The organism is Sulfitobacter sp. CB2047 (genome assembly GCF_000735125.2).
GTDB lineage: Bacteria > Pseudomonadota > Alphaproteobacteria > Rhodobacterales > Rhodobacteraceae > Sulfitobacter > Sulfitobacter pontiacus.
Genome location: NZ_CP072613.1, coordinates 2,669,975 through 2,694,328, shown reverse-complemented (window position 1 = coordinate 2,694,328; position 24,354 = coordinate 2,669,975). Strand labels below are relative to the sequence as shown.

The 24,354-nt window shown below is 61.9% G+C and carries 19 protein-coding genes; 9 read left to right on the top strand and 10 right to left on the bottom strand.

All coding sequences use genetic code 11. From position 1 onward, the window contains the following. Positions 1–156 precede the first annotated feature (156 nt). Positions 157–1,956, top strand: a complete 1,800-nt coding sequence (gene lepA / locus IV89_RS13235) for a translation elongation factor 4 (protein ID WP_005851903.1) — start codon at positions 157–159, stop codon at positions 1,954–1,956. Between the two features lie 57 nt (positions 1,957–2,013). Here the strand turns inward: lepA and IV89_RS13230 are convergent, their stop codons facing one another. The 6 genes from IV89_RS13230 to IV89_RS13205 are packed head-to-tail and all read right to left on the bottom strand — an operon-like array spanning position 2,014 to position 8,014. Beyond that, positions 2,014–2,763, bottom strand: a complete 750-nt coding sequence (locus IV89_RS13230) for a polysaccharide deacetylase family protein (protein ID WP_037943542.1) — start codon at positions 2,761–2,763, stop codon at positions 2,014–2,016. Next, positions 2,760–3,899 carry a glycosyltransferase gene (locus tag IV89_RS13225; protein ID WP_037943547.1) on the bottom strand — a complete coding sequence of 380 codons (1,140 nt, stop codon included), beginning with the start codon at positions 3,897–3,899 and terminating at the stop codon, positions 2,760–2,762. Before IV89_RS13225 ends, IV89_RS13230 begins: the two co-directional genes overlap by 4 nt. Next, positions 3,896–4,477 carry a histidine phosphatase family protein gene (locus tag IV89_RS13220; RefSeq protein ID WP_037943549.1) on the bottom strand — a complete coding sequence of 194 codons (582 nt, stop codon included), beginning with the start codon at positions 4,475–4,477 and terminating at the stop codon, positions 3,896–3,898. The genes IV89_RS13225 and IV89_RS13220 overlap by 4 nt, the downstream gene beginning before the upstream one ends. Beyond that, complete coding sequence (locus IV89_RS13215; protein WP_340271115.1) at positions 4,474–5,550, bottom strand: glycosyltransferase; 1,077 nt, start codon at positions 5,548–5,550, stop codon at positions 4,474–4,476. The genes IV89_RS13220 and IV89_RS13215 overlap by 4 nt, the downstream gene beginning before the upstream one ends. Next, a complete protein-coding gene (locus tag IV89_RS13210) occupies positions 5,550–6,812 on the bottom strand; it encodes a glycosyltransferase family 4 protein (protein WP_037943552.1) in 1,263 nt (420 codons plus the stop codon). The genes IV89_RS13215 and IV89_RS13210 overlap by 1 nt, the downstream gene beginning before the upstream one ends. Beyond that, complete coding sequence (locus IV89_RS13205; RefSeq protein ID WP_037943554.1) at positions 6,809–8,014, bottom strand: glycosyltransferase; 1,206 nt, start codon at positions 8,012–8,014, stop codon at positions 6,809–6,811. Before IV89_RS13205 ends, IV89_RS13210 begins: the two co-directional genes overlap by 4 nt. A 411-nt stretch (positions 8,015–8,425) precedes the next feature. Here IV89_RS13205 and IV89_RS13200 point away from each other — a divergent pair, with 411 nt between their 5' ends. Both IV89_RS13200 and IV89_RS13195 read left to right on the top strand, forming a co-directional pair. After that, positions 8,426–10,858 (top strand): mechanosensitive ion channel family protein, encoded by a 2,433-nt coding sequence (locus IV89_RS13200; RefSeq protein ID WP_037943555.1) that lies wholly within the window; start codon positions 8,426–8,428, stop codon positions 10,856–10,858. 79 nt (positions 10,859–10,937) lie between these two features. Continuing rightward, entirely contained in the window at positions 10,938–11,708 is a 771-nt protein-coding gene (locus IV89_RS13195) for an MBL fold metallo-hydrolase (protein ID WP_037943556.1), read from the top strand. Between the two features lie 73 nt (positions 11,709–11,781). Here IV89_RS13195 and IV89_RS13190 read toward each other — a convergent pair whose 3' ends face one another. From IV89_RS13190 to IV89_RS13175, 4 genes are read right to left on the bottom strand one after another with little or no spacing between them, the layout of a single operon-like run. Beyond that, entirely contained in the window at positions 11,782–12,936 is a 1,155-nt protein-coding gene (locus IV89_RS13190) for an ABC transporter permease (RefSeq protein WP_037943557.1), read from the bottom strand. Next, the gene (locus IV89_RS13185; RefSeq protein WP_037943559.1) at positions 12,933–13,961 is read right to left on the bottom strand and encodes an ABC transporter permease; all 1,029 of its coding nucleotides are present in this window, start codon (positions 13,959–13,961) and stop codon (positions 12,933–12,935) included. The genes IV89_RS13190 and IV89_RS13185 overlap by 4 nt, the downstream gene beginning before the upstream one ends. Next, the gene (locus IV89_RS13180; protein ID WP_037943561.1) at positions 13,958–15,883 is read right to left on the bottom strand and encodes an ABC transporter substrate-binding protein; all 1,926 of its coding nucleotides are present in this window, start codon (positions 15,881–15,883) and stop codon (positions 13,958–13,960) included. The genes IV89_RS13185 and IV89_RS13180 overlap by 4 nt, the downstream gene beginning before the upstream one ends. After that, on the bottom strand, positions 15,876–17,651 hold the full coding sequence (locus tag IV89_RS13175) for an ABC transporter ATP-binding protein (protein WP_037943563.1): 1,776 nt from the start codon (positions 17,649–17,651) through the stop codon (positions 15,876–15,878). Before IV89_RS13175 ends, IV89_RS13180 begins: the two co-directional genes overlap by 8 nt. A gap of 160 nt (positions 17,652–17,811) precedes the next feature. Between IV89_RS13175 and IV89_RS13170 the strand changes: the two genes are divergently transcribed. The 6 genes from IV89_RS13170 (at position 17,812) to IV89_RS13145 (ending at position 24,326) form a co-directional block, all read left to right on the top strand. After that, a complete protein-coding gene (locus IV89_RS13170) occupies positions 17,812–18,306 on the top strand; it encodes a class I SAM-dependent methyltransferase (RefSeq protein ID WP_037943565.1) in 495 nt (164 codons plus the stop codon). 165 nt (positions 18,307–18,471) lie between these two features. Next, positions 18,472–19,527: a C4-dicarboxylate TRAP transporter substrate-binding protein gene (locus tag IV89_RS13165; RefSeq protein ID WP_037943567.1), complete on the top strand. Its 1,056-nt coding sequence runs from the start codon at positions 18,472–18,474 to the stop codon at positions 19,525–19,527. Between the two features lie 27 nt (positions 19,528–19,554). Beyond that, positions 19,555–20,088, top strand: coding sequence for a TRAP transporter small permease (locus IV89_RS13160; protein WP_005851926.1), 534 nt, complete (start codon positions 19,555–19,557; stop codon positions 20,086–20,088). After that, a complete protein-coding gene (locus IV89_RS13155) occupies positions 20,088–21,428 on the top strand; it encodes a TRAP transporter large permease (RefSeq protein ID WP_005851928.1) in 1,341 nt (446 codons plus the stop codon). Before IV89_RS13160 ends, IV89_RS13155 begins: the two co-directional genes overlap by 1 nt. Further along, positions 21,425–22,201: a helix-turn-helix domain-containing protein gene (locus tag IV89_RS13150; RefSeq protein ID WP_037943569.1), complete on the top strand. Its 777-nt coding sequence runs from the start codon at positions 21,425–21,427 to the stop codon at positions 22,199–22,201. Before IV89_RS13155 ends, IV89_RS13150 begins: the two co-directional genes overlap by 4 nt. Before the next feature lie 28 nt (positions 22,202–22,229). After that, complete coding sequence (locus tag IV89_RS13145; protein ID WP_037943572.1) at positions 22,230–24,326, top strand: FAD-dependent oxidoreductase; 2,097 nt, start codon at positions 22,230–22,232, stop codon at positions 24,324–24,326. Positions 24,327–24,354: the final 28 nt, after the last annotated feature.

Below are 24,354 nucleotides of genomic sequence, written 5' to 3'. Positions count from 1 at the left end.
TGGCAGGTGACCGCGAAAAAATCGCATCCCCCCTTTGACGTTTGCGATCAGAATGCAGGTAAATCCGCCGACGCGCGTCAAATGCCCTAAGGATCAAGGGGAACAGGCGATCCAGCCCATTGACCAGCGCTTGAATCCGCACCATATCCTTGCCTCATGACACCACTTTCACATATCCGCAATTTCTCCATCGTCGCGCACATCGATCATGGTAAATCCACGCTCGCCGATCGCCTGATCCAAGAGACGAACACCGTTTCCCTGCGCGATATGAAAGCGCAGATGCTCGACTCGATGGATATCGAGCGCGAGCGCGGGATCACGATCAAGGCCCAGACGGTGCGGATCAACTACACCGCCCAGAACGGCGAGGAATATATCCTCAACCTGATCGACACCCCCGGGCACGTCGACTTTGCCTACGAGGTCTCTCGCTCCATGCGCGCGGTCGAAGGATCGCTGCTGGTCGTGGACAGCACCCAAGGCGTAGAGGCGCAGACGCTCGCCAACGTGTATCACGCGATTGATGCGGATCACGAGATCGTGCCGGTTCTCAACAAGATCGACCTGCCTGCGTCCGACTGCGACCGCGTGGCGGAACAGATCGAGGATGTGATCGGGATCGATGCTTCCGAAGCGATCCGTGTTTCAGCCAAGACAGGTCAGGGCATTGTCGAAACGCTTGAAGCCATCGTGCATAAGCTGCCCGCACCAAAGGGCACGCAGGACGCGCCGTTGAAGGCGATGCTGGTCGATTCATGGTACGACAGCTATCTGGGCGTCATCGTTCTGGTGCGGATCATGGATGGTCAGCTGAAAAAAGGCGACCGTATCCGCATGATGCAGAACGGGTCGGTGCACCATGTTGACCGTATCGGCGTTTTCCGCCCCGCCATGACCGAGATCGACAGCCTCAACCCCGGCGAGATCGGGTTTCTGACCGCATCGATCAAACAGGTCCGCGACACACGGGTCGGGGATACAATCACGCATGAGAAAAAGGGCACCGAAACCCCGCTGCCGGGCTTTAAGCCAGCGCAGCCCGTGGTGTTCTGTGGTCTGTTCCCAGTGGACGCCGCCGAGTTCGAAGACTTGCGCGACAGTATCGAAAAGCTGGCGCTGAACGACGCGTCTTTCAGCTTCGAGATGGAAACATCCGCCGCCCTGGGTTTCGGTTTCCGCTGCGGCTTCCTTGGCCTGCTGCACCTTGAAGTCATTCGTGACCGGATCGAGCGCGAGTATGACATCGACCTGATCACCACCGCGCCGTCGGTTATCTATGACATCCACATGAAAGACGGCACGGTCGAGCAGTTGCACAACCCCGCCGACATGCCCGACCTGACCTTCGTGGACCACATCGAAGAACCACGCATCAAGGCGACCATCCTTGTACCGGATGAATATCTTGGTGACGTGCTCAAGCTGTGCCAGGACCGCCGCGGCATCCAGATGGACCTGACCTATGCGGGCAGCCGCGCGATGGTTGTCTATGATCTGCCGCTGAACGAAGTGGTTTTCGACTTCTATGACCGGTTGAAGTCGGTGACCAAGGGCTATGCCTCGTTCGACTATCAGATGATCGGCTACCGTCAGGATGCGCTGGTCAAGATGTCTATTCTGGTTAACGACGAACCTGTCGATGCGCTGAGCACTATGGTGCACCGCGACCGCGCCGAAATGCGCGGCCGTGCCATGGTTGAAAAGCTTAAGGATCTGATCCCGCGTCACATGTTCAAGATCCCTATTCAGGCGGCCATCGGCGGCAAGGTGATCGCGCGCGAAACCCTATCGGCAATGCGCAAGGATGTGACCGCGAAATGCTACGGCGGCGACGCCTCGCGGAAACGCAAGCTGTTGGATAAACAGAAGGCGGGTAAGAAGAAAATGCGCCAGTTCGGCAAGGTCGACATCCCGCAAGAGGCATTTATCTCTGCCTTGAAGATGGACAGCTAAGACGATAATTTAAGGGGGCGCTTCATGCGCCCCTTTTCGTTGGAATGACACCAAAGGTCAGGGCAGCTCTGGCATCTGTGCAGACACCGCCCCACCGTCCAGCAGCCGCGCCAGACAAGCGTGGGTGAACCCCCAGATATCTTCGTCATGCACCAGGTGGTGGGTCAGAAATCCCAAGGGTTCCTGCGGGTCCGTCAGCCCTTTGCGGCGGTCCTGCAGCAGTTTGGTGATATCCGCAATCAGCGTGTCCGGTGGCACAAGGCTGCGGGTGCCGCGCCAGAAAATCGGGTCGATATGGGTGTTGATCTGCACCAGCCCCGGGGCGGCAATCCGGTTATCCCGCGGCAGATAGGTCGACACCCCGACATAGCCTGCGTCTGCCAGCACCGGCAGCAACCCATCGTCCAACCGGTTCCACGGCGGCACAAAGATCGGCAGCAGGTCGTCGCCGAAAAGCTGTTGCATCCGGTTCAGCGCTTGGGCCAGCTCGTGGGCCGCGTCCGGGCGCGGGTGCCCGAACTCTGCCTTTTTCGCCCCGTCGGGCGCGTGGCTGATATGCTGCCAGCCATGCACCAGCGGGCGGATCAGGGGACGGTCCTTGCTATAGGCGGCAAGCGCGGGTTCTGCATGTTTAGGGATCACGGCGATATGCACGGGCAGGGACAGATCCTCCGCCAGTGCGGCAAGGCGATCCAGCGCGGCGGTTGGGGCGATGGCATCATCATCGCGCCACCAGATCGGCAGGTGCAATCCCTCTGTGCGCCATATTGCAAGCTCGGCGTCAAGAGCGGTCCAATCCACGGTCATCGCGTGCCCTTTCGCATCGCCTCGGTCAGGGTGACCGTCCTCGCGGCCCCGTCAAACCCGTCTGTCAGCGCAGGCCGGGTCGGGGCGGCGTGCAGAGTTGCCAAGGCGGATAGCAACTTGTCCGGTGTCAGATCGGCGCTGCGCAGCACTTCGATCCCCGGTAGCGCGGACAGCGCATCGGCGCGCAGCCCTTGTTCCACCTCGTTGCCGGCGTCAAAGGGGACAAACAGCGCGCGCACCCCGCTTTGCAGCACATCCAGCGCGGTATTGTAGCCGCACAAAGAGACAGAGGCGGCGGCGTGATACAGCATCTGGCGGAATTCGGGGCGCGCCGGTTCGATCACCACATTCGCGGGGGCATCCTGCATCAGCGCGGCGCTGCGTGCGGCTGCATCCTGCCCCCCTAGCAGCAAGCGCCAGTCCCGCCCCGCATCACGCGCGGCCGCGGCGCGGCAGGTGTCGAACACATGCGCACCTACATCGCCGCCCCCGGCGCTGACGATAACCTCGCCCGCGCCAAGCCGGTCGGGATGGGGGCTGGCGGGGGGCGGTGCAACGAAACCGGTATAGCGCAGCTTGCCCTGCATCGCGCCGGACACCGGCCAGCTGAGCGAGAGCGGCGTCACGGCCTCGTCCGCATGGACCAGCACCGCATCGTAATACTGCGCAACCAGATCATCGGCCAGCTGCGCCTTGGCGGGTTTGGATGGCGGTGCGAGGATATCGCGTACCGATGCGCAGACCAGCGGGCGCGTGGGCAGGGCATCTGCGGCGTCAAGCAGGGCCATGAACTCTGCCTTGAGGGTGCGGCGCCCAAAGGGGAACAGTTCGGTGATCAGCAGATCGGGGGTGCGGGTCTGGATGTGGGTGACCAGCATCTCGCGCCGCGCGGCCTTCAACGCTTCAGAGGCGACCGCACCATGTTCATCCAGCAGCCGCGCGAAATCCACACCGTCAGAGCGCAGCGGCGGCAGTTGCACCACGTCAACGCCGTCGCTGTTCAACTGCGGTGCGGGCATCCCGCCCGAGACGACCTGCACATCATGCCCTGCCGCCCCATAGGCGCGGCCAAGGGTCAGGGCGCGGGCCAGATGGCCGGTGCCCAGCAGATGTGTGACGACGATGCTGACCTTCATAAGCGCGGCTCCAGTCGGATGGGATCAGGGTGGGCGGTCCAGCCCTTGGGCGAAATATCCAGCAGATATAAGCGGTTGCGCTTGATCTGAAAGGGGGCGGGGCCAGCGAAATCCCAGCCGGTCGCATGGGCCAGCAAAACACGCATCACGCCGATATGGCAGACGGCGACAGTGTCGCGCGTCAAGCCGTTGGCCCAAGGGATCAGCCGTTCGCGCAGGCTGTCGGGGCTTTCGCCGCCGGGTGGGGTGTAGCCCCAGCCCCAATCCTCGATATCGCGGAACCCGCTGGTGGGGTCTGCCTTAAGCTCTACGCCGTGCAGCCCTTCCCACTTGCCCCAGTCCATCTCCATCAGCGCGGGCGCGGTTTTCGGCGCGCGGTCTGCGACCAGTCGGGCGGTTTCAGCGGCGCGAGACAGGGGGCTCGACACAAGATCGGCACGGTCCCAAGGCGCGGACAATGCCAGCGCCGCCAGACCGGCGCGGGCGTCATCATCCAGCGGGATATCCGTGCGCCCTTGAATGCGGCCCGCACGGTTCCAGCTTGTGTGCCCGTGGCGGAGCAGGGCAAGCCGGATCACGGGCGCACCCCGCAGCTTTCCAACCCCGCCAGCAAGGTCGCGGTGGCAGTGGGAAGCAGATGATGTTGCGCGACAAAATCGCGGGCGGCTTGGGCGCGTGTGTGGCGTAGGGTTGTATCCGACAGCAGCGCTGTGATCTGTGCGACAAGCGGGGCAGTGCCGCTTTCCGGCGCGGGATAGGAGGCAGGGGCCAGCACATCGCGCACGCCGGGGCGGTCTTGGGCCACGACGGGCAGGCCCGCGGCCTGCGCCTCCAGATAGGCGAGACCAAAGGCTTCGTTCACCCCGGGCCAGAACAGCAGCGACGCATGGCGATAGGCGGCGGCCATGGCGGTCGCATCAAGCTCCCCAAGAAACCGAACCGCGTCGCCAAAGGGGGCCATCATCGTCTCTATCTCGGTGCGGGCGGGGCCGTCACCCGCGATATCCAACCGCCAGCTGCCTGCTGGCAGCAGCGCCAGCGTCTCCGCGATGATCTGATACGAGGCGCGTTTGTCCCCGTCGCGCAGCATACCGACAGCCAGCATCGGGCCATCCAGCGCGGACGGCAGGGGCAAAGCGTCCTGTGCGAGAAACGGCGGCAGATGCACCAGCCGCTGCCCCGCGGTCTGATCGCGGCGCAGCGTTTCGGCATCGCGGTGCGTGAGGTAAAAGATCACATCCGCCGCGTCGCTTGCGGCCTCGGCAGCTTGGGCGAAACCGGCCCACGGGCCTGTCAGCCGTTTGCGCGCGCGGCTGGATTCGACCAGCAGATAGGGGATGCCAAGGGCGCGGGCAACGGCGGGGCCGATCAGGTCGGGGGCCTTGTAATAGTTATGATAGGTGATCCACGCCTGCCAGCATTCGGTACGACCGCGGGCGATGGCTTGGGTCACTTCGGTCTTGGCAGCATTGAACAGCATGGCCTGCGCCGCGCTGTCGCCCGCCCCGTCGCGGCTACGCAGGGTGCTGGCGACTGTGACGGTCGCGCCCCCCCGCTGCAGGGCAGTCATCAACCCACGCGCCATCGCCCGATCCCCCGAGGGTACCGGATGATCAGGCGACTTTAACGGAGCGTAGAACGCAAGCCGCATCAGCCGCCCTGTGCCAGCATGGCCGTCAGCCGTTTGTGTAGCTGGCGAATGCCGGGGGCCATGGTGAACTCTGCATGCAGGCGGTCGTGGGCGGCTTCGGCCAGCCGAGGGCCAAGCGATGGATCCTCCGCAAAACGCTGCATCGCCTCGGCAAGGGCGGCGGGGGCATCGTCGCTTAGCACGCCGGTGGTGCCGCTGGTGATGAACTCGGGGATGGCGGATACGGGCGTGCTGAGCAGCGGAAGCTTCTGGCTTGCCGCTTCCATCAGCACATTGGGCAGCCCGTCACGGTCACCGTCCTTGGCAATGCGCGAGGGCAGCACGAACAGATCGGCGGCGCGCATGGCCGCGATCACCTCTGGCTGGTCGCAGGCCCCGCGCCAAGTGATCCGGTCGTTGATCCCGTGCGTTTCTGCGCGTGCTTTCATCGGTTCCGACAGGTCCCCGCCGCCGATATGGGTCCAGTGCCAGTCAAACTCATTCGGCAGCAGCGCCAACGCGTCGATCAGGTTGTCAAAGCCCTTCTTCTCGACCATGCGCCCGACAGACATCATCTGGAACGGATCGCTTTTGGCGCGTTGGACCCGGGTTGGCGGTTCGGGGAAACGCGCCAGATCCAGCCCGTGATAGACCAGATCAATCCGGCCCGGGGCGGTGGTAAGACTGCGCAGATGTTGCGCGTTAAAGTCCGTGCAGGTGGCACCAAAGGCGGCACCGTGGCTGGCGGGGTCCAGCTTTTCGCGCAACTCCCATTCGGGCGAGGTCCAGATGTCCTTGGCGTGGGCAGAAAAGCTCCACGGTAGGCCCCGCAGGATCGCGGCATAGCGCGCGACCGAGGACGGGGTGTGCAGGAAATGCGCATAGATGCCGCGGGTCTCGGCGGGTAGCTCATGTGCCATGACGCAGGCCTGCCCAAAGCGGCGACGGCGGTTAGGGGTGTCATCGCGGGCAAGATCTTGTTGGAAAACCTCCCATGCCGCGTCGTAGCCGGGCATGGCTTTCGCGGCCTCTTGTGCTGCGGCCACACGTTCGGGATCGTCGCGCAGGTATTCCGGCAAATAGCGCACGCGCGCTTGCAGCCGGTCGTGCAACGGGTGGGTTTTCGTATCGGTCGGGTGGCGCAGCGACCAGATGTCGAACCGCAGGCCGGCTTCTTCAAGGGCGACAAGTTCTTGTGCGATGAAGGTCTCGGACAGGCGCGGCCAGCCTTTGACCACAATGGCGAGGGGGGCGGGGGCGAGGGGGGCAGGGGTGTCGGTCATGCGCCACCGCCCATCAGGGCGCGGCCCCGTTCAACCACCACGTCAAGCCCGTCCAGCAGCCCGTCTGCACCGGCTTGCGAGGGTTTGTTCTGATGCGGCAGGTTGCGGATTGCGGCGATCATCGCCTGCGGCGTCATGCCATCACGGGTTTCTTCCAGCATGCGGACGAGCCCAAGCTCTTCGGCGCGGCTGGCACGGATCCATTGTTCCAACCGGGGCACGGTGCGCGGCACGATGACGGCGCGTTTGTCAAAAGAAAGCACCTCGCAGAAAGTGTTGTAGCCGCCCATGCAAACCACGCCCTCAGCCCCGACATAAAGCTGTTCGATCCGGCTATCAAAGCCAAGCGCGGTCACCCGTCCGTCCAGCTTGGCCACCCGCGCGTCAAAGGCGTCGCGGACGTCGCCGGACAGGAAGGGGCCGTAGATCAGCTTGGCATTTGGCGTCAGGTCGGGGTCTTGCTCGTAGGCGTCCAGCACCAGCGACACCATCGCGGCACCGTCCCCGCCGCCGCCGGGGGTAATCAGCACATAGGGCTCTTCGGCGGGGGGCGTTTCGTCCGGGGCCTCGCGGCGCAGGTAGCCGGTCCAATGCATCCGATCGTGGGCCGCCTGCGACAGGGGCAGCCCCTTGGTCGGGTCATAGACATCGCGCATGCCGTAGACCCAAATCTCGTCATAATATTTCTCGGTCGCTTCAACCGCGCCCTTGCGTTCCCATTCGGCGGCCAGCACCTCGGGTTCGTCCAGCACGTCGCGCAGGCCCAGCACGACTTTGGTGGTGCCATTCTCGCGCAGCCAGTCAAGGCTGGGCAGCAGTTCCCCGCGAAAGCCCGTCGGCTCTTTATCCACGATCAGCAGATCGGGGGTGTATTCCTCGATCGCGGTGCGGATCAGACCGGCCCGCAGAGAGGTGACTTCGTCGATATCAAGGCCAAGCGTTTGCGCCACATAGCTGCCGTCGGCAAGCTTCGTCACGCCCGGAAGGCGGATGTGGTCGACGCCTTTGGGAAAGGTGAAACGCCCCGCGACGGGCGATCCGGTCAGGATGATGGCCGAGGCATCTTCGTCGCCGTCCATCAAGGCGGCAGCCAGTGCGCGCGACCGCCGTAAGTGGCCCAATCCAAAGGTGTCGTGGCTATAGAAAAGCACCCGCCGCGCTGGTTTGCCATTGCGGGCGTTGTTCGAGACCGTTTGGCGCATGGGCCGATCCTAACTTAGTCAAATATCCTTGGCCGCACCTATCAGTCTGGCGGCTAGAAAGCGTTTATTGTCGAAGGCAGGTGAACCCGTCCCGCCCGATGCACCCAGAAACCGAATACACTCACATCACCTTGGTCTGCCGGTCGAACAGCCCAATAAGAATACCTTAGGCATCTATGGTGAACATGTCATGCATTTCAGCACCTTCCGCCGTCGGCGCCCTTCAATAGGCTGCGAAAACTGGCGTTTGAACGGGACAAGCCCGTGGGAAGATGCGGCGCGTGTCATATTCGGCGTCCTTCGCGGTTCATCGTCAGGGGGAGTAGGTGGGGCCGGGGGGTAAAGATTGCAATGGCACGGGGGGCGCCTTAGCGTCTCAAGACTGCTCCCCAAGGCCATGAGCGAGGACATATGCGGCATTTCATCTTCACCCTTCTTTTGTCGCTGTGGGTCTTGCCCTTTGCCAACGCCGCGACGGCGCAAGGAGTTCTGTCCCTTTTGCCAACAGCGCAGGAAACTGCCGTCAGCGATGCAGAAGGCGATGCCGCGCGACTGCAAGAGGTCATCAGACAAGCCGCTGAAAGCGGGGTGAGCGTGGTGGTGGTCGATAGCGCGGGCCAGTTGTTGAACCAGCCCGCATCTGCCCAACCGGCCGAGGGCGACCAGCAAGAGGCGGCGCTGGCCAAGGAAACCTCTGCGCTGATGCACCTGCAAGAACGGGGCAACCAGTTCCGCACTGCCTTGATCGAACGCATCGTTCAGTTGCCCGACGCGATCAACGAGGTGATCTATATCCTGCGGGCCGCCAGCCCGGACGGCACGCTTTGGGCCTTTGGTGAGACGCTGCTGGTGGCGCTCGCGCTGTTTGCCGTCGGGGCCGTGGTCGAGGTAGAGCTGTTCGGCAAGCGAATGGCACGCGGCTTCGTCACCGCCAAAGTGCAGGCGAACCCCGTTGGCTATACCGAAAAGATGCCGTTTCTGGTGTTTCGGTTCTTCATGGGGGTCATCGGCGTTCTGGTGTCGATGGTGGTGGCCTATATTCTGGGCGCGCTGCTGTTTGGACCGCTTGAAGACACGGCGATCCAGTTCACTGTCACGCTGATCAACATCGGCTATTTCGTCTGTCGCGTGGCCGCGGGCCTGTGGCGGATGATCCTGTCGCCCTTCCTGTCGCAATACCGCATCCCTGTGTTCAGCGACCGCGATGCCAAACGCCTGCACCGCTGGCTGTGGATGATGGCAAGCCTTGATACCGTCGCGATCCTGTTCGGTATCTGGATCGCTGAACTGGGGCTGAATTATGATGTCTATGCTTTCATCGCCTCCCTGATGTCGGCGGCGATCGTCGTGGCGAATATTCTGATGATCTGGGTCAACCGCCGCCCCATTTCAAACGCGCTGCGGCAGGGCAAGCCCGCGTCGGAATGCAGCGCTGTGGGGCGTTTTATGTCGCGGGCCTGGGCACCGCTGGTGGTGGCCTATGCGATTTTTGCCTGGTTCGAACTGACCTATGATCTGGTGCTCGAGAACCCAAGCTCCGTGCCTCTGATCGCGGGGGCCTATGGTATTCTGGTGTCGATCATCGTGGTCTACGGTGTGATCAACTATGCTATTGAACGCGGCTTTGCCCGCGCGCGCATGATGCGCCGCCTGAACGAGCTGCGCCGCGAGAAGCGCGCTGATGCCGCCCTGGACGAGGATGCGCCCGAGGCCGCCGGCACTGCGCAAGCGGATGATACCATGTCGCTGGACGCGGCTGACAGACAGGCCGCAATGGTGCCACGCCAAAGTCTCACCAGCTTTGAAGGTCTGGCGCGGCGCGTGGCCGGTATCCTCGCCTTTGTTACGGGGGCCTATGCGTTCTTCTATATCTGGGACACAGAGGCAACGTTGATGGTCGAAAGCCACGCGGACAAGCTGCTGGACGTGATGGTGATCCTGTTTATCGGCTACGTCGTCTATCACGCCTTCCGCATCTGGATCGACAGCAAGATCGAGGCCGAAACCGCCGACCAGCCCGAGGCGGAACTGGGCGACGAAGGCAGCGGCGCGTCCTCTGCCAGCCGATTGGCAACGCTGCTGCCGCTGTTTCGCAACTTTGTCCTGATCGTTCTGATCGTGACCATCGCCCTCATCGTGTTGATGGAATTCGGGATCAATGTCGGCCCGCTGTTCGCCGGTGCGGGGATCGTCGGTGTTGCCGTCGGCTTTGGCAGTCAGGCGCTGGTGCGCGATATCTTTGCCGGCGCGTTCTTTCTGTTCGACGATGCCTTCCGCAAGGGGGAATACCTTGATGTGGGCGGCGTGAAGGGCACGGTCGAGAAAATCTCGGTCCGGTCGTTCCAGCTGCGCCACCATCTGGGCGCGCTGCACACTATTCCCTTTGGCGAGCTGCAGGTGATGACCAACTACAGCCGCGACTGGGTGATCATGAAGTTGCCGTTGCGGGTGACCTATGACACCGATGTCGAACGCGTTCGCAAGCTAATCAAAAAACTTGGCATCGCGCTGCTGGATGATCCGGTGATCGGCGACAACTTTATCCAGCCGCTGAAATCGCAGGGCGTGATTGAAATGCAGGATTCCGCGATGATCATCCGGGTCAAGTTCATGACCAAACCGGGGGATCAATGGCTGGTGCGCAAGAAGGTCTATGAAGAAATCCGAGCCTTGTTCGAGCGCGAAGGAATCCGTTTTGCCCATCGGGAGGTCACTGTGCGTCTGGCCGACGGCAAGGTCAAAGACCTGAGCGACGAGGAACGCGATGCGGTGACCGCAGCGGCGCAGGCATCGCTGGAAGAAGAGGCACAAACCGGCCCGGAACCGGGCGGCGACGACCGATAGCCGCGTCTCGCGCAGTTGTGACATTGAAACGGCGGCGGCGGGCGCTAGCATCATCTTCACCTGCAACAGGAGAATTCCCATGAAACAGTCCAGACGCCAATTCCTGACGACCACCGCCGCCACCGCCGGGGTTGTGACGCTACTGCCTTATGCCGCGCAAGCCGCGGCGCACGGCGGTAATATGTTCCCCATGACCGGCGGCGAGGTCAAAGTGCACCCCATCGACCACGCGTCCTTTGTGATGGAGACGCCAGCCGGCGTGATCTACTGCGATCCCGTGGGCGAGGTCGCCAACTACAGCGATTTCGCCACCCCCGATCTGATCCTGATCACCCACGAGCACGGCGATCACTATAACGCCGAAACACTGGCCGGTGTGGTGGGCGAAAACACGCAGATCCTTACCAATCCTGCGGTCTACGACATGCTGCCCGAGGCGTTGAAGGCCAAGGCGAATGCACTGGCCAATGGCGAGCAGGCGATGTTCAACGAGGTCTCGATCGAGGCGATCCCCGCCTATAACACCACCGAAGAACGCAAGCAGTTCCACCCGCAGGGGCGTGACAACGGCTATATCGTGAACCTCAGCGATTTCCGCGTGTATATCTCGGGCGATACCGAAGCGACGCCGGAGATGCTGGCGCTAGAGGATATCGATCTGGCGTTTGTCTGTATGAACCTGCCGTTTACCATGGACGCGACCTCGGCCGCGGCTGCGGTGTCGACGTTCAAACCCTCCTTTGTCTACCCCTACCATTACCGTGGGCGCGACGACGGCACGCAAGACCCCGCCGCCTTTGCCGCCATGGTCGGCGAGGGGATCGAAGTCAAAATGGGCGACTGGTACTGATCCGGCGCAGCGGGGAGCCAGCCCCCCGCACCCCCCGGGATTTAGACCATTTGGAACTGAAGGCCCCAGCGGGTCAGGATTTATACGGATCAAGACTTGCGCGCAGACCATCGCCCAGGAAGTTGAACGCCAGCACCACGACGATGATCGGCAGCATGGGAATGGCGGTCCACCAGTAGATCTCGATGCTCGCCAGATTTTGCGCGTCATTCAGCATGACGCCCCAGCTGACGGCGGGCGCGCGTAGGCCCAACCCGAGGAAACTAAGCGCGGTTTCCCCAAGGATCATCGCCGGGATCGACAGGGTCGCGCTGGCGATCAGATGCGACATGAAATTCGGCAATAGGTGTTTGCGGATCACCCGTGCGGGCGACGCGCCCATCATCTCGGCCGCTTTGACGTATTCCTCTTCACGCAGGCTCAGGAATTTTGACCGCACCGCCCGCGCCAGGCCGGGCCAGTCCAGAATGCCGAGGATGATCGAGATGATAAAGAACACCGACACGGGCCCCCAGTTCGACGGCACCGCCGCCGAAAGTGCCAGCCAGAGCGGGAGCTCTGGCAAGGACCGCAAAATCTCGATCGCGCGGTTGACCAGCCAGTCGGTCTTGCCGCCGAAGTAGCCGGCCAGCGATCCAAAGAAGATCCCCAGCACAAAGCTGACCGTGATGCCGATCAGCCCCACCGTCAAGGACAGCTGCGCGCCATAGAGGATGCGGCTGAACACATCGCGCCCCAACCTATCCGATCCCCAGAGAAACACCGTCGCCCCGTCAGGCGCGCAGAACAGGTGGGTGTCGCTGGGGATGACAGCAAAGAGGTGGTAGGTTTCACCCTTACAAAAATACTCAATCTTGCGCGGGTTGCTGGTATCGGTGTCGTAGACCCAGCGGAAATTCACCAGATCCGCAGTGCCCGTCGTCTCGTAGACAAAGGGGCCGATGAAACTGCCCTCGTGCCAAAGGTTGATGCTTTGGGGGGGCGCGTAGATGTGTTCGGCGTTGCGCTCGTTTGGTGTGTAGGGCGCGATGAACCCCGCCACTGGCAGGATCAGATAGCAGAAGGCCAGAAACAGCCCGGATACCAGCGCCAGCTTGTGCCGCCGGAACTTGCGCCACATGAGCCGCGCGACAGAGGCGTCCATCTCGGCCCGCTCAGGCGCGGAAAGATCGGCGTCGTCGGTCCAGGGGGTGGTGTCGACAAAGCGGTTGTCCGGCTGGATGCTCATGAGCTGCGTGCCCCGTAACGGATGCGCGGATCAAGCAGGACCAGCAGCATGTCAGAGATCATCGTGCCGATCAGCGTCAGCAGGGCCACGAACATCAGGATGAACGCCGAGAGGAACTGGTCTTGGGACTTCAGAGCCACCAGCAGATAGGGCCCGATGGTTTGCAGGCCAAGCACCACCGATACCAGCACAGAGCCCGACACCATTGCTGGCAGCAGGTTCCCGATATCTGCGACAAAGGGGTTGAAAGCCACGCGCAGCGGGTATTTCGACAGCAGTCGTGCGGGGCCCATCCCCTTGGCCTTGGCGGTTTCCACATAGGGTTTATCAAGCTCGTCGAGCATATTCGCCCGCAACCGCTGCATCATCGCGGCGGCTCCGGCGGTGCCGATCACAAAGGTCGGGACGATCAGGTGCAGCAGGACGGAGCGTACTTTCTCCCATGACATGGGCTGGCCCTCAAGCTCGGGGGCCATAAGCCCGCCAATCGGCAGGTCAAAGTATTTATGCCCATAGTAAAACAGGATCAGTGCCAGCAGGAAGTTCGGTGTCGCGAGCCCGAGGTAGCCCAGAAAGCCGGCGGTATAATCGACCCAAGTCTCAGATTTGGCGGCGGCAAGCACGCCAAGCGGCAAGGCAATAAGATAAACGAATAATACGGCGGCGAGATTGACCAGCACCGTCATCCATAGCGCATCGCCGACGATTTCGCCCACGGGGCGGTCAAACTCGAACGACCAGCCGAAATTGCCTTGGATCAACCCGGCAAACCCCTGCGGCCCCGGCACCATGCCGACCCAGATCAGGTATTGCTTCCAGATCGGTTCATCCAGCGCGTATTCGTGGCGCAGAAACTCGGCCTTGGCGACGCCTTCGGCCTGACCCGTGGCGCGCAACTCGGCGATCTGGTTCGACAGATAGTCGCCGGGTGGCAGGTTGATGATGACGAAGACCAGAAGCGAGACCACCCAGAGGGTCAGTAGCATGGTGATGAAACGCCACACGGCGTATCGGAGGAAGATCATCGGCTTACCTGCACATGGGGGTCTTGGAAGTAGAATTCGTCGATGCGGTGAATGCCGAAATGTGCGCCGGGATCAAAGGCCCAGATTCCATGCTCCGGTACATTCATCAGATCGTTTGAGACGACGACGGGTTGCGGGGCCTCGGCCAGCACGCCGATGGCGAATTGCTGTTCGGCGTGGATGGCGAGCATCCGCTTCCAGATGTCTTCGCGCACCTGTGGGTCGTCGGTGTGGTTCCAGTCATTCGCCAGCAGCATCAGCCGTTTCGCGGGCTGCATATCAGGGGGCGACCCGGCCTGTCCAACTGTTTGGTAGTATTGGCCCCACATCGGCCAGGCAAAGAATTCCTGATTGGTGGGCGCCAGATAGGACGGAGAGGTCGACGGCCCCGGAAGCCCGTTGTCCCAGCCGAACCAGACCGAGGCCATGGTCCGCCCTGCATAGATCCGGTTGCGCAGGATATCGCGGTCCAGCGGGCGCATGATCAGGCGGATGCCCAGATCACGCCATGTGTCCGCGATGATCGCCAGCGCGTTTTCTTCCTCGCTGCGTTCGCCGGCGGTTTCGATCACGAATTCCATCGGGCGGCCATCGGGAAGCTTGCGGAGCCCTGCGGGGGTGCGGTCTGTCAGACCCATATCATCCAACAGCGCGTTGGCATGGGCGAGGTTCATCATGGACCACGCATGTGTGTTGTCGTCGTTGTAAAGCGCGCTTTGCGACAGGGCGGACATGCCACCTTCGCTGGCGAGGCCGAAATAGAGCGCGCGGTTGATCATGCGTCGATCGATGCCGAGGCTCAGGGCGCGGCGAAAACGCACGTCGCGCATGACCTCGCGCCACACGGGGTCGGCGAAATTCAGGTTGGGATAGATGGCGATCTGGCTGGCGGCACCGTTGGCCCAAAGCAGGGTGCGGTATTTGCCGCCGTCCGCCTCGCCTTTCTTGAGGATCGCGACATCGGGGAAATCGAGCCCGCGCGCCTGCAGGTCGACCTCGCCCGCGTTGGCCTTGGCCGCGATCAGCCCACCGCCGACCACGGTCATCTGCACCACATCGATATAGGGCAGCTGCACGCCCCGGCTGTCGATACGGTGGAAATAGGGGTTACGCACAAAGAGCTTGCGCGAGCTGTCCTTGTCCGAGGAGTTGATCCACGGCTGCAGGGTCGGCAGCGCGGGGTTGTCGAACTTGTACATATTGTCGCGCTTGTTGTGCAGCGCGGCCCAGCTTTTGACCCGCGCGGCTTTGACCTTTTCGACCAGCGCATCGGGATCGGCGAACTTCTTATGGAACTGCGACAGGTAGTGGGCGGGGCGATAGATGAACGGTGGGCTTGCTTGCGCCAACAGCGGCAGGAAGTTCGGATTGGGAATCTGCCATTCGAACACGACCGTATGTTCATCGGGGAAGGTGACCTTTCCCATGCGGTTGTCCACGATCATGAAATCCGGCGGCCCGCTGGGGGTGATGTCCGGGTCGTTGGCAACATTTTCCCACCAGTAACGGAAATCATCCGAGGTAAAGGGCATGCCGTCCGACCAGCGGTGACCGGGGCGCAGGTGAAGCGTGAATTTGCGTCCTTCTTCCACGTCCACCGCCGCGAGGATATCGGGGGCAAGCGTGTAGTCAGGCTGATACCCTACCAGCCGCGCATAGCCGTAGACGACCATCTGCCGCACGTCCTTGGTGCGCGAGATCAACGTGCGTAGCGTACCGCCCTGACGCCCAAAGCTGCGGCCCTTGGCTTCGAGGTCGACGACCAGCGGCTCTGACGGGATGCGGTCCTGCACGTGGGGCAGGCTGCCGGCGTTGACCTCTTGCGCCCAAAAGCTGCTTTCTTGCAGCACGGGGCCGTCGCTATGCGCGGCAAGGGGCGCGAAGGCGAGGGTCGCGGCGAGGGCAAGGAGGAACTTACGCATGACAACGTACCTTATGGCCGGGCTCAAGCTCGCGCAGGGCGGGGGCGTGATGGCCTTCAAAACGGAACTGTTCGGGCCAGAGCGTGGGAGAGCCCGCGCCCTTGGCGACCAGATCAAGATCGATGGGCCGGCTGATGTCGGGTTCGGGCTGTGCCGCGATCAAGGCGCGGGTGTAGGGGTGTTGCGGATTGTAGAACAACGTGTCGGGCGGGGCCTGTTCGACGATCACGCCAGCGCGCATAACCGCGACCTCGTCCGCGATGCGGGCAACGACCGCCAGATCGTGGCTGATGAACAGGTAGCTCAGGTTGGCGCGGTCGCGGATGTCTTCGAGCAGGGTTAGAATTTGCTCTTGGACCGAGACATCCAGCGCCGAGGTGGGTTCGTCGCAGATCAGCAGCTTCGGATCGAGCGTCAGCGCGCGGGCAATGGACAGCCGTTGGCGCTGGCCGCCTGAAAACGCATGCGGGAAACGGCCAAGCATATCAGGGTTCAATCCGACCCACCGCAGCATTTCGGCCGCCTTTTCGCGGCGGTCGCGGGCGGTGCCGATGTTGTGCACCTCCATCGGTTCGGTCAGGGCTTGCTGCACGCGCATCCGCGGGCTGAGCGAGGAATACGGGTCCTGAAACACCATCTGCGCTTGCCGTTGGAATGCGGTGCGTTCAGTGGGCGACAGATCATGCACGGCCAGCGGTGCGGCGGCGGGGTCGGGGCGAAACAGCACTTCGCCGCCGGCATCGGGACGTTCGGCCCCCATGGCGATGCGGGCGCAGGTGGTCTTGCCCGATCCGCTTTCGCCAACAATCGCCAGTGTCTTGCCACGGGGCAGTTGCAGGTCAACGTGCTGGCAGGCGGAGACGGACACCGGCTTGCGCCAGCCGCCCGCCCGCATGGTGTAGGTCTTGGACACGTCGCGCAGATCAAGGATCACATCGTCTGCGGGCTTCGTGGATGCGGGGGCAGGGGCGGCCACGGCGGGGATCATCGGGGCGGCGGCGAAAAGCTTGGCGGTATAGGGGTGGGCAGGGCTGCCCAACACCTCTTGCGCATCGCCCCGTTCCATCACGCGGCCCTTGTTCATCACCACGACACGCTGCGCCATATTCGCCACGACGCCCAGATCATGGGTCACAAGGATCACACCCATACCGGTTTCTGCCTGAAGCGACCGGATCAGCCCGAGCACCTGCGCCTGTGTCGTCACATCCAAGGCGGTCGTCGGTTCGTCTGCGATCAACAGCTCGGGCTTGGCGACCATGGCCATAGCGATCATCGCGCGTTGGCGCATCCCGCCGGACATCTCGAACGGATAGCTTTTCCAGGCGCGCAGGGGATCGACAAAGCCGACCTTCTCAAACTGTTCGATCACGGCACGTTTGGCCGCCCTTCGTCCCATATTGCGGTGCAAGCGCAGCACTTCGGCGACCTGATCGCCAAGCCGGTGCAGCGGCGATAGCGACCGCATCGGCTCTTGAAAGATCATCGAGATGCGATCCCCCCGAATGGCGCGCATCTTCTTTTCGGGGAGGGACAGCAGGTTGACGGCACCCTCGGCCCCGTTGAACCGGATCGACCCGCCGCGCATCTGTGCCGCATCGGGCAGCAGTCGCAAAACCGACCGGCAGGACAGCGTTTTGCCAGACCCGCTTTCGCCCACCAACGCGAGGGTTTCGCCCGCGTTCAACGCAAAGCTGACGCCGTCCACGACCGACGGGCCGTTGCCGAAACCGATCGACAGATCATTTACTTCAAGAAGGGGGGCCATTGTTATCCCAAGCGGGTCAGAGCGATCATTATCTATCGAGTGAAGCCGATAAACACCCAAGCGTCTAGGGGGCAGCGCAAAAACCAAGCGTCAGCGGTACACAAAGGGCGGCGGCGTCCCCATGTTGCATCAGTACGACCCAACCCGAAGGAGAACCGCGATGAGCCGCCTGGACATTTTTATCGACCGTATGGTGTCACAGCGTGCGTGTCTCGACCATGCCGCCGCCCTGACGCAGACAATGACGGGGCCGGTGTTCGAGCTGGGATTGGGCAATGGCCGTACCTTTCACCACATCCGTGAAACGATGCCCGACCGCGATATCTTTGTGTTTGAGCGCGCTGTTGCATCGAATCCCGATAGCACGCCCGAGGACCATCAGCTGATCCTGGGCGATGTGCACGAAACCCTGCCTGCGGCACTGACGCGCTTTGGCGCGAATGCGGCTCTGATTCACGCGGATCTTGGCGGGCATAACCTTGCAAAAAACGATGCTTTCGCGCGTGAAATCTCGCCCTTGGTCGAGCCGTTATTGGCCGTCGGGGGCATCATGGTGTCCAGTGACCGGATGTATTTCGACAATTTGATCGAAATCCCCTTACCACCTGAAGCTGTGGAGGGACGCTGCTTCATGTACCGCCGCGAGAAGTCATGATCTGAATTAAGTACTTGATAAGTATTGGTTAAATGGTGAGCGGCGTCGGTATTCCGGCGCCGCTTTAAGTTTCGCTTGCACGTTCCAAATCCCCTCCCTAGTGTGCGCCCGAGACATAGTGAAACGATGTTTCGCATGGTAAAACAATTCTTGGGAGGGAATTACATGTCCTTTTTGAAAAACCTATCTTTCGCTGCTGCAATGACTGTGGCGGCTTCCGTTGCCGGTGCTGAAACCGTGCTTATCCACGGCGAAGCAGGCCCGAATCGCGGTGCCCGTGCAGATGCGTTGCAGTGGTTCGCCGATCAGGTTGCCGAGCGGTCGGAAAACGATCTGCGCCTCGACATCCAGTGGGGCGGCGCGCTGTTCAAGGCGAATGCGGCCGTACAGTCCATCGGTGACGGTGTGGCAGATATGGGGTCGGTGATCGCGGTGTATTACCCGCAGGAAATGGCCGCCTATGGCATCGCCGATCTGCCCGTAAACAACCCGGACGCCTGGGTCGGTATGCGCGCCACGGACGAGCTGATGCGGTCGAACCCCGCGATTGCCGAAAATCTGGCTGAAAAGAACCTCGTGTACATCGGCACATGGACCACAAGTCAGGTGAACATCGGCTGTAAGGGCGACGCGATCCGTTCGGTTGCAGATATCGCCGGCAAGAAAGTACGCGGCACAGGGGCCTACGGTAAGGTCTTTGGTGACGAAGGCGCGAACATGGTCAACATGTCGATCTATGACGCGTACCAAGGGCTCGACACCGGTCTGATCGATTGTAGCCAAGGGTATTCCTACGCTGTTGCCGCGCTGAAGCAGGCCGAAGTCATGGACAACTACACCCTGTTGAACTGGGGCCAGGTTGGCGGCGTCGGCATCTTCATGAACAAAGACATGTTCGATGCGCTGTCCGAAGATCAGCAAGCTGTGCTGCTGGAAACCGGTGCTGATCTGTCCGATGAATTCGGCCGCATGATCACAACCGCGAACGACAACGCCATTGCCGCGATGAAAGAGCAAGGCGTCGAAGTGTTCGAACTGCCCGCGGAAGAGCGCGCCAAGCTGGTCGAAGGCGGCGAGAAGTATCTGGCTGAGTGGGTCGAGACAGCCAACCGCACCGGTCTGCCGGGCGAGCAACTGCTGGAAGACTACAAGGCGCTGATCGCCAAATACACGCAAGAGCGCGACGAGAACGGTTACCCTTGGGCAGCTGACAACAACTAAACACAAGCTTTGGGAGGAGCAGGGACCATGTTGGTACCACTTGAGAAAATCCTGTTGGGGTTGGGCGCGGCTGCGGTCATCCTTTTGGGGATCTTGATCACGTCCAACGTGGTCGCACGCGCCGTCTTCGCATCTAGCGTACCCGATAGCGTCACTTTGGTGCGGGAGCTGATGGTTGCGGCCATCCTCCTGCCCCTTGCGGCAGCGACCGCAAACCGCGCTCACGTTAGTGTGGCTTTTGTGTCCGACCGGTTCGGGCCCAAACTCCGGTCCTGGCTTATTGTGCTGGGGTCGGTCATGGGGATGATCGCCTTGGGCGGTCTGATCTATTCCGGCGGCCGCGAATTCCTGAGCGTTTGGGAAAAGGGCAGCTTTTTCTACGGTGACCTGAACCTGCCCAAATGGCCCGGACGTCTGTTGTTTGTGGTCGGTATCGCCGCCTGCTGGCTGCGTCTGGCGGAACTGGCGATCCGCGATGTGCGGACCATCCTGTCCGGGGGCATCGTCTCGGACGAAGAAAACCACACAATCGAGCTCGTTGCCGAAAAAGAGGTGCTGTAATGGATGCGTCGACCATCGGGCTGATTGCCTTTGCTGCCGTTCTGATCCTGTTGGCGCTGCGTGTGCCGATTGCCTTTGCGCTGGCCAGCGTCGCGACGATTGCGACCTTCTTTATCTTTGCCTTCCGCACTGGCACTTTCATGCCCGAACGTGCCATCCGTGCCACAACGTCGATGGTGTTCTCGAACTCCTTTGACCTGATACACTCTTACGATCTATCGATGATACCGCTGTTTGTCGCCCTTGGGCACATTGCCTATCGCGCGGATATCACGACCAAGATCTACCACGCGGCCAAGGTCTGGCTGACGCGTCTGCCCGGCGGTGTTGCCATGGCAAGTGTCATGGGCTGTGGCGGATTTTCGGCCATTACCGGCAGTTCTATCGCCTGTGCCTCGACCATGGGGAAAATCTGTACGCCCGAGATGCTGCGCATGGGCTATGACCCGCGTCTGGCAACAGCGTCGGTCGCGGCAGGGGGCACGCTGGGGTCGCTGATCCCGCCGTCTGTTCTGTTCATCATCTACGGTATCTTCACCGAGACCTCGATTTCGTCACTGTTCCTCGCGGGTGTTTTGCCGGGGCTGCTGACGCTGGCGGGCTTTATCCTCGTGATTGCCGTCTGGGTCTGGCGTTCGCCCGAAATCGCCCCTTCGACAGCGACACGCTACTCCGCCAAGGAACGCTTTGCGGCGGCGGCTGAAAGCTGGCCTGCGGTCATGTTGTTCGTGTTGATCATCGGCGGTATCTACGGCGGTATCTTTACGGCGACCGAAGCGGCGGCTGTCTGCGTGGTCGCAGCGACGCTGATCGGTTTTGCGCAGCGCAAGCTGACCTTGCAGGGCCTGTGGGACGCGGTGAAAGAGACGTGCATCCAGACCGCGGCGATCTTCTTTATCGCGGCAGGAGCCAAGATCTTTGTGGCCTTTATCGCCCTGACCAACGTTGCCCCGATGATTGTGAACGTCGTGGCCGAGGCAGAGCTGTCCGTCGTAGTCCTGCTGCTGGCGATTGCCGCGATCTATCTGCTGCTTGGCATGTTCCTTGATCCCATCGGCATCATGGTTCTGACCCTGCCGCTGATGATCCCGCTGGTGGAAAGCTATGACATGAACCTGATCTGGTTCGGTGTTGTGGTGATTAAGCTGCTGGAAATCGGGCTGATCACGCCGCCTGTCGGGTTGAACGTCTTTGTTATCGCCAATGTGGTGGGCAAAGAGGCTCCGATCGACAAGATCTTTGCCGGTATCACGCGCTTCCTCAGCGTTGACGTGATCGTGCTGGTGCTGATCATGTCCTTCCCGATGATCTCGCTGCTTATTCCTATGGCGGCGCGATGAGTGGGGACCCCACAGACAGGAAGTTTGCCAACACTCTGGCGCGGGGGCTTGCTGTATTGCGGGCCTTTCGCGCCAGTGACAGCGGGCTGACCCACGCGCAGATTGCCGACCGGACGGGGCTGCCCAAGCCTACGGTGTCGCGGCTGACCTATACGCTGTGCGAACTGGGCTACCTCAGCCACGGCGGGCGCAATGACCGCTTTCGGCTAGGGCCGTCGGCTATCGCGCTTGGCTCTGTCGCATCGGTGGCGGTGAACTTTCTGGATTTGGTGTCCGACGCCATGCAAGAGCTGGCCGATAAAACGGGCACGCTATTGCTGGTCGCCGTGCGCGACGACGAGAAAATGATGCTGGTGCGCACATGGCGGCCACAGAATGCATCGACCATCTGGCTGGAGCCGGGGCACCGGATTCCCGTGTTCGGATCGTCGTCGGGCATGGCCGTCGTGGCGTCACTTGGCGAAGAGCGCTTTGAGCAGTTGACGCCCGAAGCGGATATGCGAAGGTTCCGGGCGGAGGGATATTCGCAATTGATAGAACAAGGGTTCGCCTACGCGTCGGAGGGCACACGATATGCCAGTACGATCAACGCCGTAAGTGTCCCCTATTTTGCCGAAGAGTTCGGCGAACCGGTATCGTTTACCGCCGGGGCCATGCCACATGATTTGCCCGATTCCCGTATCGTGCAAGAGGTCGGCCCCGCGTTGCGTGAACTGGTGCGTGCGCTTGAACAGCGCACCGGGCGCACCCCCGCGCTCAGCCGCCGGGACTGAAACAAGACTAGACCAAGGAATATGCTAAATGACTGACAAGATTGGATATACCCGCAAAGGCGACGTGGCCGTACTGCGGATCAAGAACCCCCCGGTCAATGCGTTGTCCCATGCTGTTCGTGAAGGTCTGGTGGCCGGTATGGCGCAGGCCGAGGCCGATGACGGCGTCAAGGCCGTGGTTATCGTCGGCGAGGGCCGCGCCTTTATCGCCGGTGCGGATATCACCGAATTTGGCAAAACGCCGCTGGAACCTTTCCTGCCGGATGTGTGCAAACGGATCGAGGAGTCCCCGCTGATCGTTGTCGCCTCCATGCATGGTGTGTCCTTGGGCGGCGGGCTCGAGATCGCGCTGTCGGCGCATTACCGCGTGGCGCAGCCGTCGGCCAAAGTGGGCCTGCCCGAGGTACATCTGGGCCTGATCCCCGGTGCCGGTGCGACCCAGCGTTTGCCGCGTCTGATCGGCGTGGACCCGTCGCTTGATCTGATCACCTCTGGCCGTCAGGTCAAAGCGGCCGAAGCCGAAAGCCTTGGCATCGTCGATCAGGTCACCGAGGGTGACCCCGAGGATGTGGGCGTCGCCTATGCCGAGAACCTGATCGCCACCAACGCACCGCGCCGCCCCGTCAGCGAGATGGCCGCACCCGCGCCGATCGACTGGGATGCCGCCTATGACGGGACGCTGAAAAAGGGGCGGGGGCAAATCTCTCCGGCGCAGGCGGTTCGCGCGGTTCAGGCCGCGGCGGAACTGCCCTTTGACGAAGGCATGCTGGCCGAGCGCAAGATTTTCATGGAGTTGATGGAGACAGACCAACGTCAGGGCATGATCCACGCGTTCTTCTCCGAGCGTGCGGTAGGCAACCTGCCGGAACTGAAAGGCGTCGAACCCCGCGCGTTGCAATCCATCGGCATCATCGGCGGCGGCACCATGGGCGCAGGCATCGCCACGGCTGCGCTGTTGGCAGGCTTCAACGTCGTGCTGATCGAGATGAAGGAAGACGCGGCAGAGGCCGCGCGCGGTCGCATCGCGGGCAATCTTTCCGGCGCGCTTAAGCGTGGCAAGATCACGCAGATGAAATACGACGCGATGACCAACACCGCGCTTGAGGTGTCGATCAACTATGACAGCCTCGCCTCGGTCGATCTGGTGATCGAAGCCGTATTCGAGGATATGGGTGTCAAGAAAGAGGTGTTCGGCAAGCTTGATGCCGTGTGCAAGCCCGGTGCTATTCTGGCGTCCAACACGTCCTATCTGGATGTGGACGAGATCGCGGCCAGCACCTCGCGCCCTGCGGATGTGATCGGGCTGCACTTCTTCTCGCCTGCGCATATCATGAAGCTGCTCGAAGTGGTGGTCGCCGAAAAGACCGCCCCCGATGTGGTTGCCACGGGCTTTGCTCTTGGCAAGGCGCTGAACAAGATTTCCGTGCGCGCCGGTGTCTGCGACGGCTTTATCGGCAACCGTATTCTGGCAACCTACCGCACCGCCGCCGATCACATGGTGCTTGATGGTGCATCGCCGTTCCAGATCGACAAGGCGCTGGTGGATTTCGGCTTTGCCATGGGCCCCTTTGCCGTGGGCGATCTGGCCGGACTCGATATCGGCTGGGCCACACGCAAGCGCAAGGCGGCGACGCGCCACCCTGCCGAACGCGTGCCGACATACCCCGACAAGATCTGCGAAGCGGGCAACTTTGGTCAGAAGACCGGCAAAGGCTACTATATCTATGAGGCCGGATCGCGCGGCGGCGTGCCGAACCCCGAAGTGTCCGAGCTGATCGCCGCCGAACGCGCCGAGCGTGGCATCACCCCGCGTGACTTTACCGACGCAGAGCTCGTCCGCCGCTATATGGCCGCCATGGTCAACGAGGCGGCAAAGGTCGTGGGCGAGGGCATCGCGAAGCGGCCCTTGGACGTGGATATGGTCCTGCTCTTTGGCTACGGCTTCCCGCGCTACTGGGGTGGCCCGATGAAATGGGCCGACCTGCAAGGGCTGCCTGCACTGCTGGCCGACATCGAAAGCTACGCCAAGGAAGACGCCTGGTTCTGGGAACCCGCGCCGCTACTGAAACAGCTGGTGGCCGAAGGGCGCAGCTTTGACGACCTGAACAAACAAGCCGCCAAGTAAATGAACAAGGGCGCAATGCCCGACAGTA

Coding starts and splice junctions, on each gene's coding strand:
- IV89_RS13195 (WP_037943556.1), top strand. CDS start 10,938: ATGAAACAGTCCAGACGCCAATTCCTGACGACCACCGCCGCCACCGCC.
- IV89_RS13160 (WP_005851926.1), top strand. CDS start 19,555: ATGTTGGTACCACTTGAGAAAATCCTGTTGGGGTTGGGCGCGGCTGCG.
- IV89_RS13175 (WP_037943563.1), bottom strand. CDS start 17,651: ATGGCCCCCCTTCTTGAAGTAAATGATCTGTCGATCGGTTTCGGCAAC.
- IV89_RS13185 (WP_037943559.1), bottom strand. CDS start 13,961: ATGATCTTCCTCCGATACGCCGTGTGGCGTTTCATCACCATGCTACTG.
- IV89_RS13200 (WP_037943555.1), top strand. CDS start 8,426: ATGCGGCATTTCATCTTCACCCTTCTTTTGTCGCTGTGGGTCTTGCCC.
- IV89_RS13205 (WP_037943554.1), bottom strand. CDS start 8,014: ATGCGCCAAACGGTCTCGAACAACGCCCGCAATGGCAAACCAGCGCGG.
- IV89_RS13210 (WP_037943552.1), bottom strand. CDS start 6,812: ATGACCGACACCCCTGCCCCCCTCGCCCCCGCCCCCCTCGCCATTGTG.
- IV89_RS13165 (WP_037943567.1), top strand. CDS start 18,472: ATGTCCTTTTTGAAAAACCTATCTTTCGCTGCTGCAATGACTGTGGCG.
- IV89_RS13155 (WP_005851928.1), top strand. CDS start 20,088: ATGGATGCGTCGACCATCGGGCTGATTGCCTTTGCTGCCGTTCTGATC.
- IV89_RS13230 (WP_037943542.1), bottom strand. CDS start 2,763: ATGACCGTGGATTGGACCGCTCTTGACGCCGAGCTTGCAATATGGCGC.
- IV89_RS13215 (WP_340271115.1), bottom strand. CDS start 5,550: ATGCGGCTTGCGTTCTACGCTCCGTTAAAGTCGCCTGATCATCCGGTA.
- IV89_RS13170 (WP_037943565.1), top strand. CDS start 17,812: ATGAGCCGCCTGGACATTTTTATCGACCGTATGGTGTCACAGCGTGCG.
- IV89_RS13145 (WP_037943572.1), top strand. CDS start 22,230: ATGACTGACAAGATTGGATATACCCGCAAAGGCGACGTGGCCGTACTG.
- IV89_RS13150 (WP_037943569.1), top strand. CDS start 21,425: ATGAGTGGGGACCCCACAGACAGGAAGTTTGCCAACACTCTGGCGCGG.
- IV89_RS13180 (WP_037943561.1), bottom strand. CDS start 15,883: ATGCGTAAGTTCCTCCTTGCCCTCGCCGCGACCCTCGCCTTCGCGCCC.
- IV89_RS13190 (WP_037943557.1), bottom strand. CDS start 12,936: ATGAGCATCCAGCCGGACAACCGCTTTGTCGACACCACCCCCTGGACC.
- IV89_RS13225 (WP_037943547.1), bottom strand. CDS start 3,899: ATGAAGGTCAGCATCGTCGTCACACATCTGCTGGGCACCGGCCATCTG.
- lepA (WP_005851903.1), top strand. CDS start 157: ATGACACCACTTTCACATATCCGCAATTTCTCCATCGTCGCGCACATC.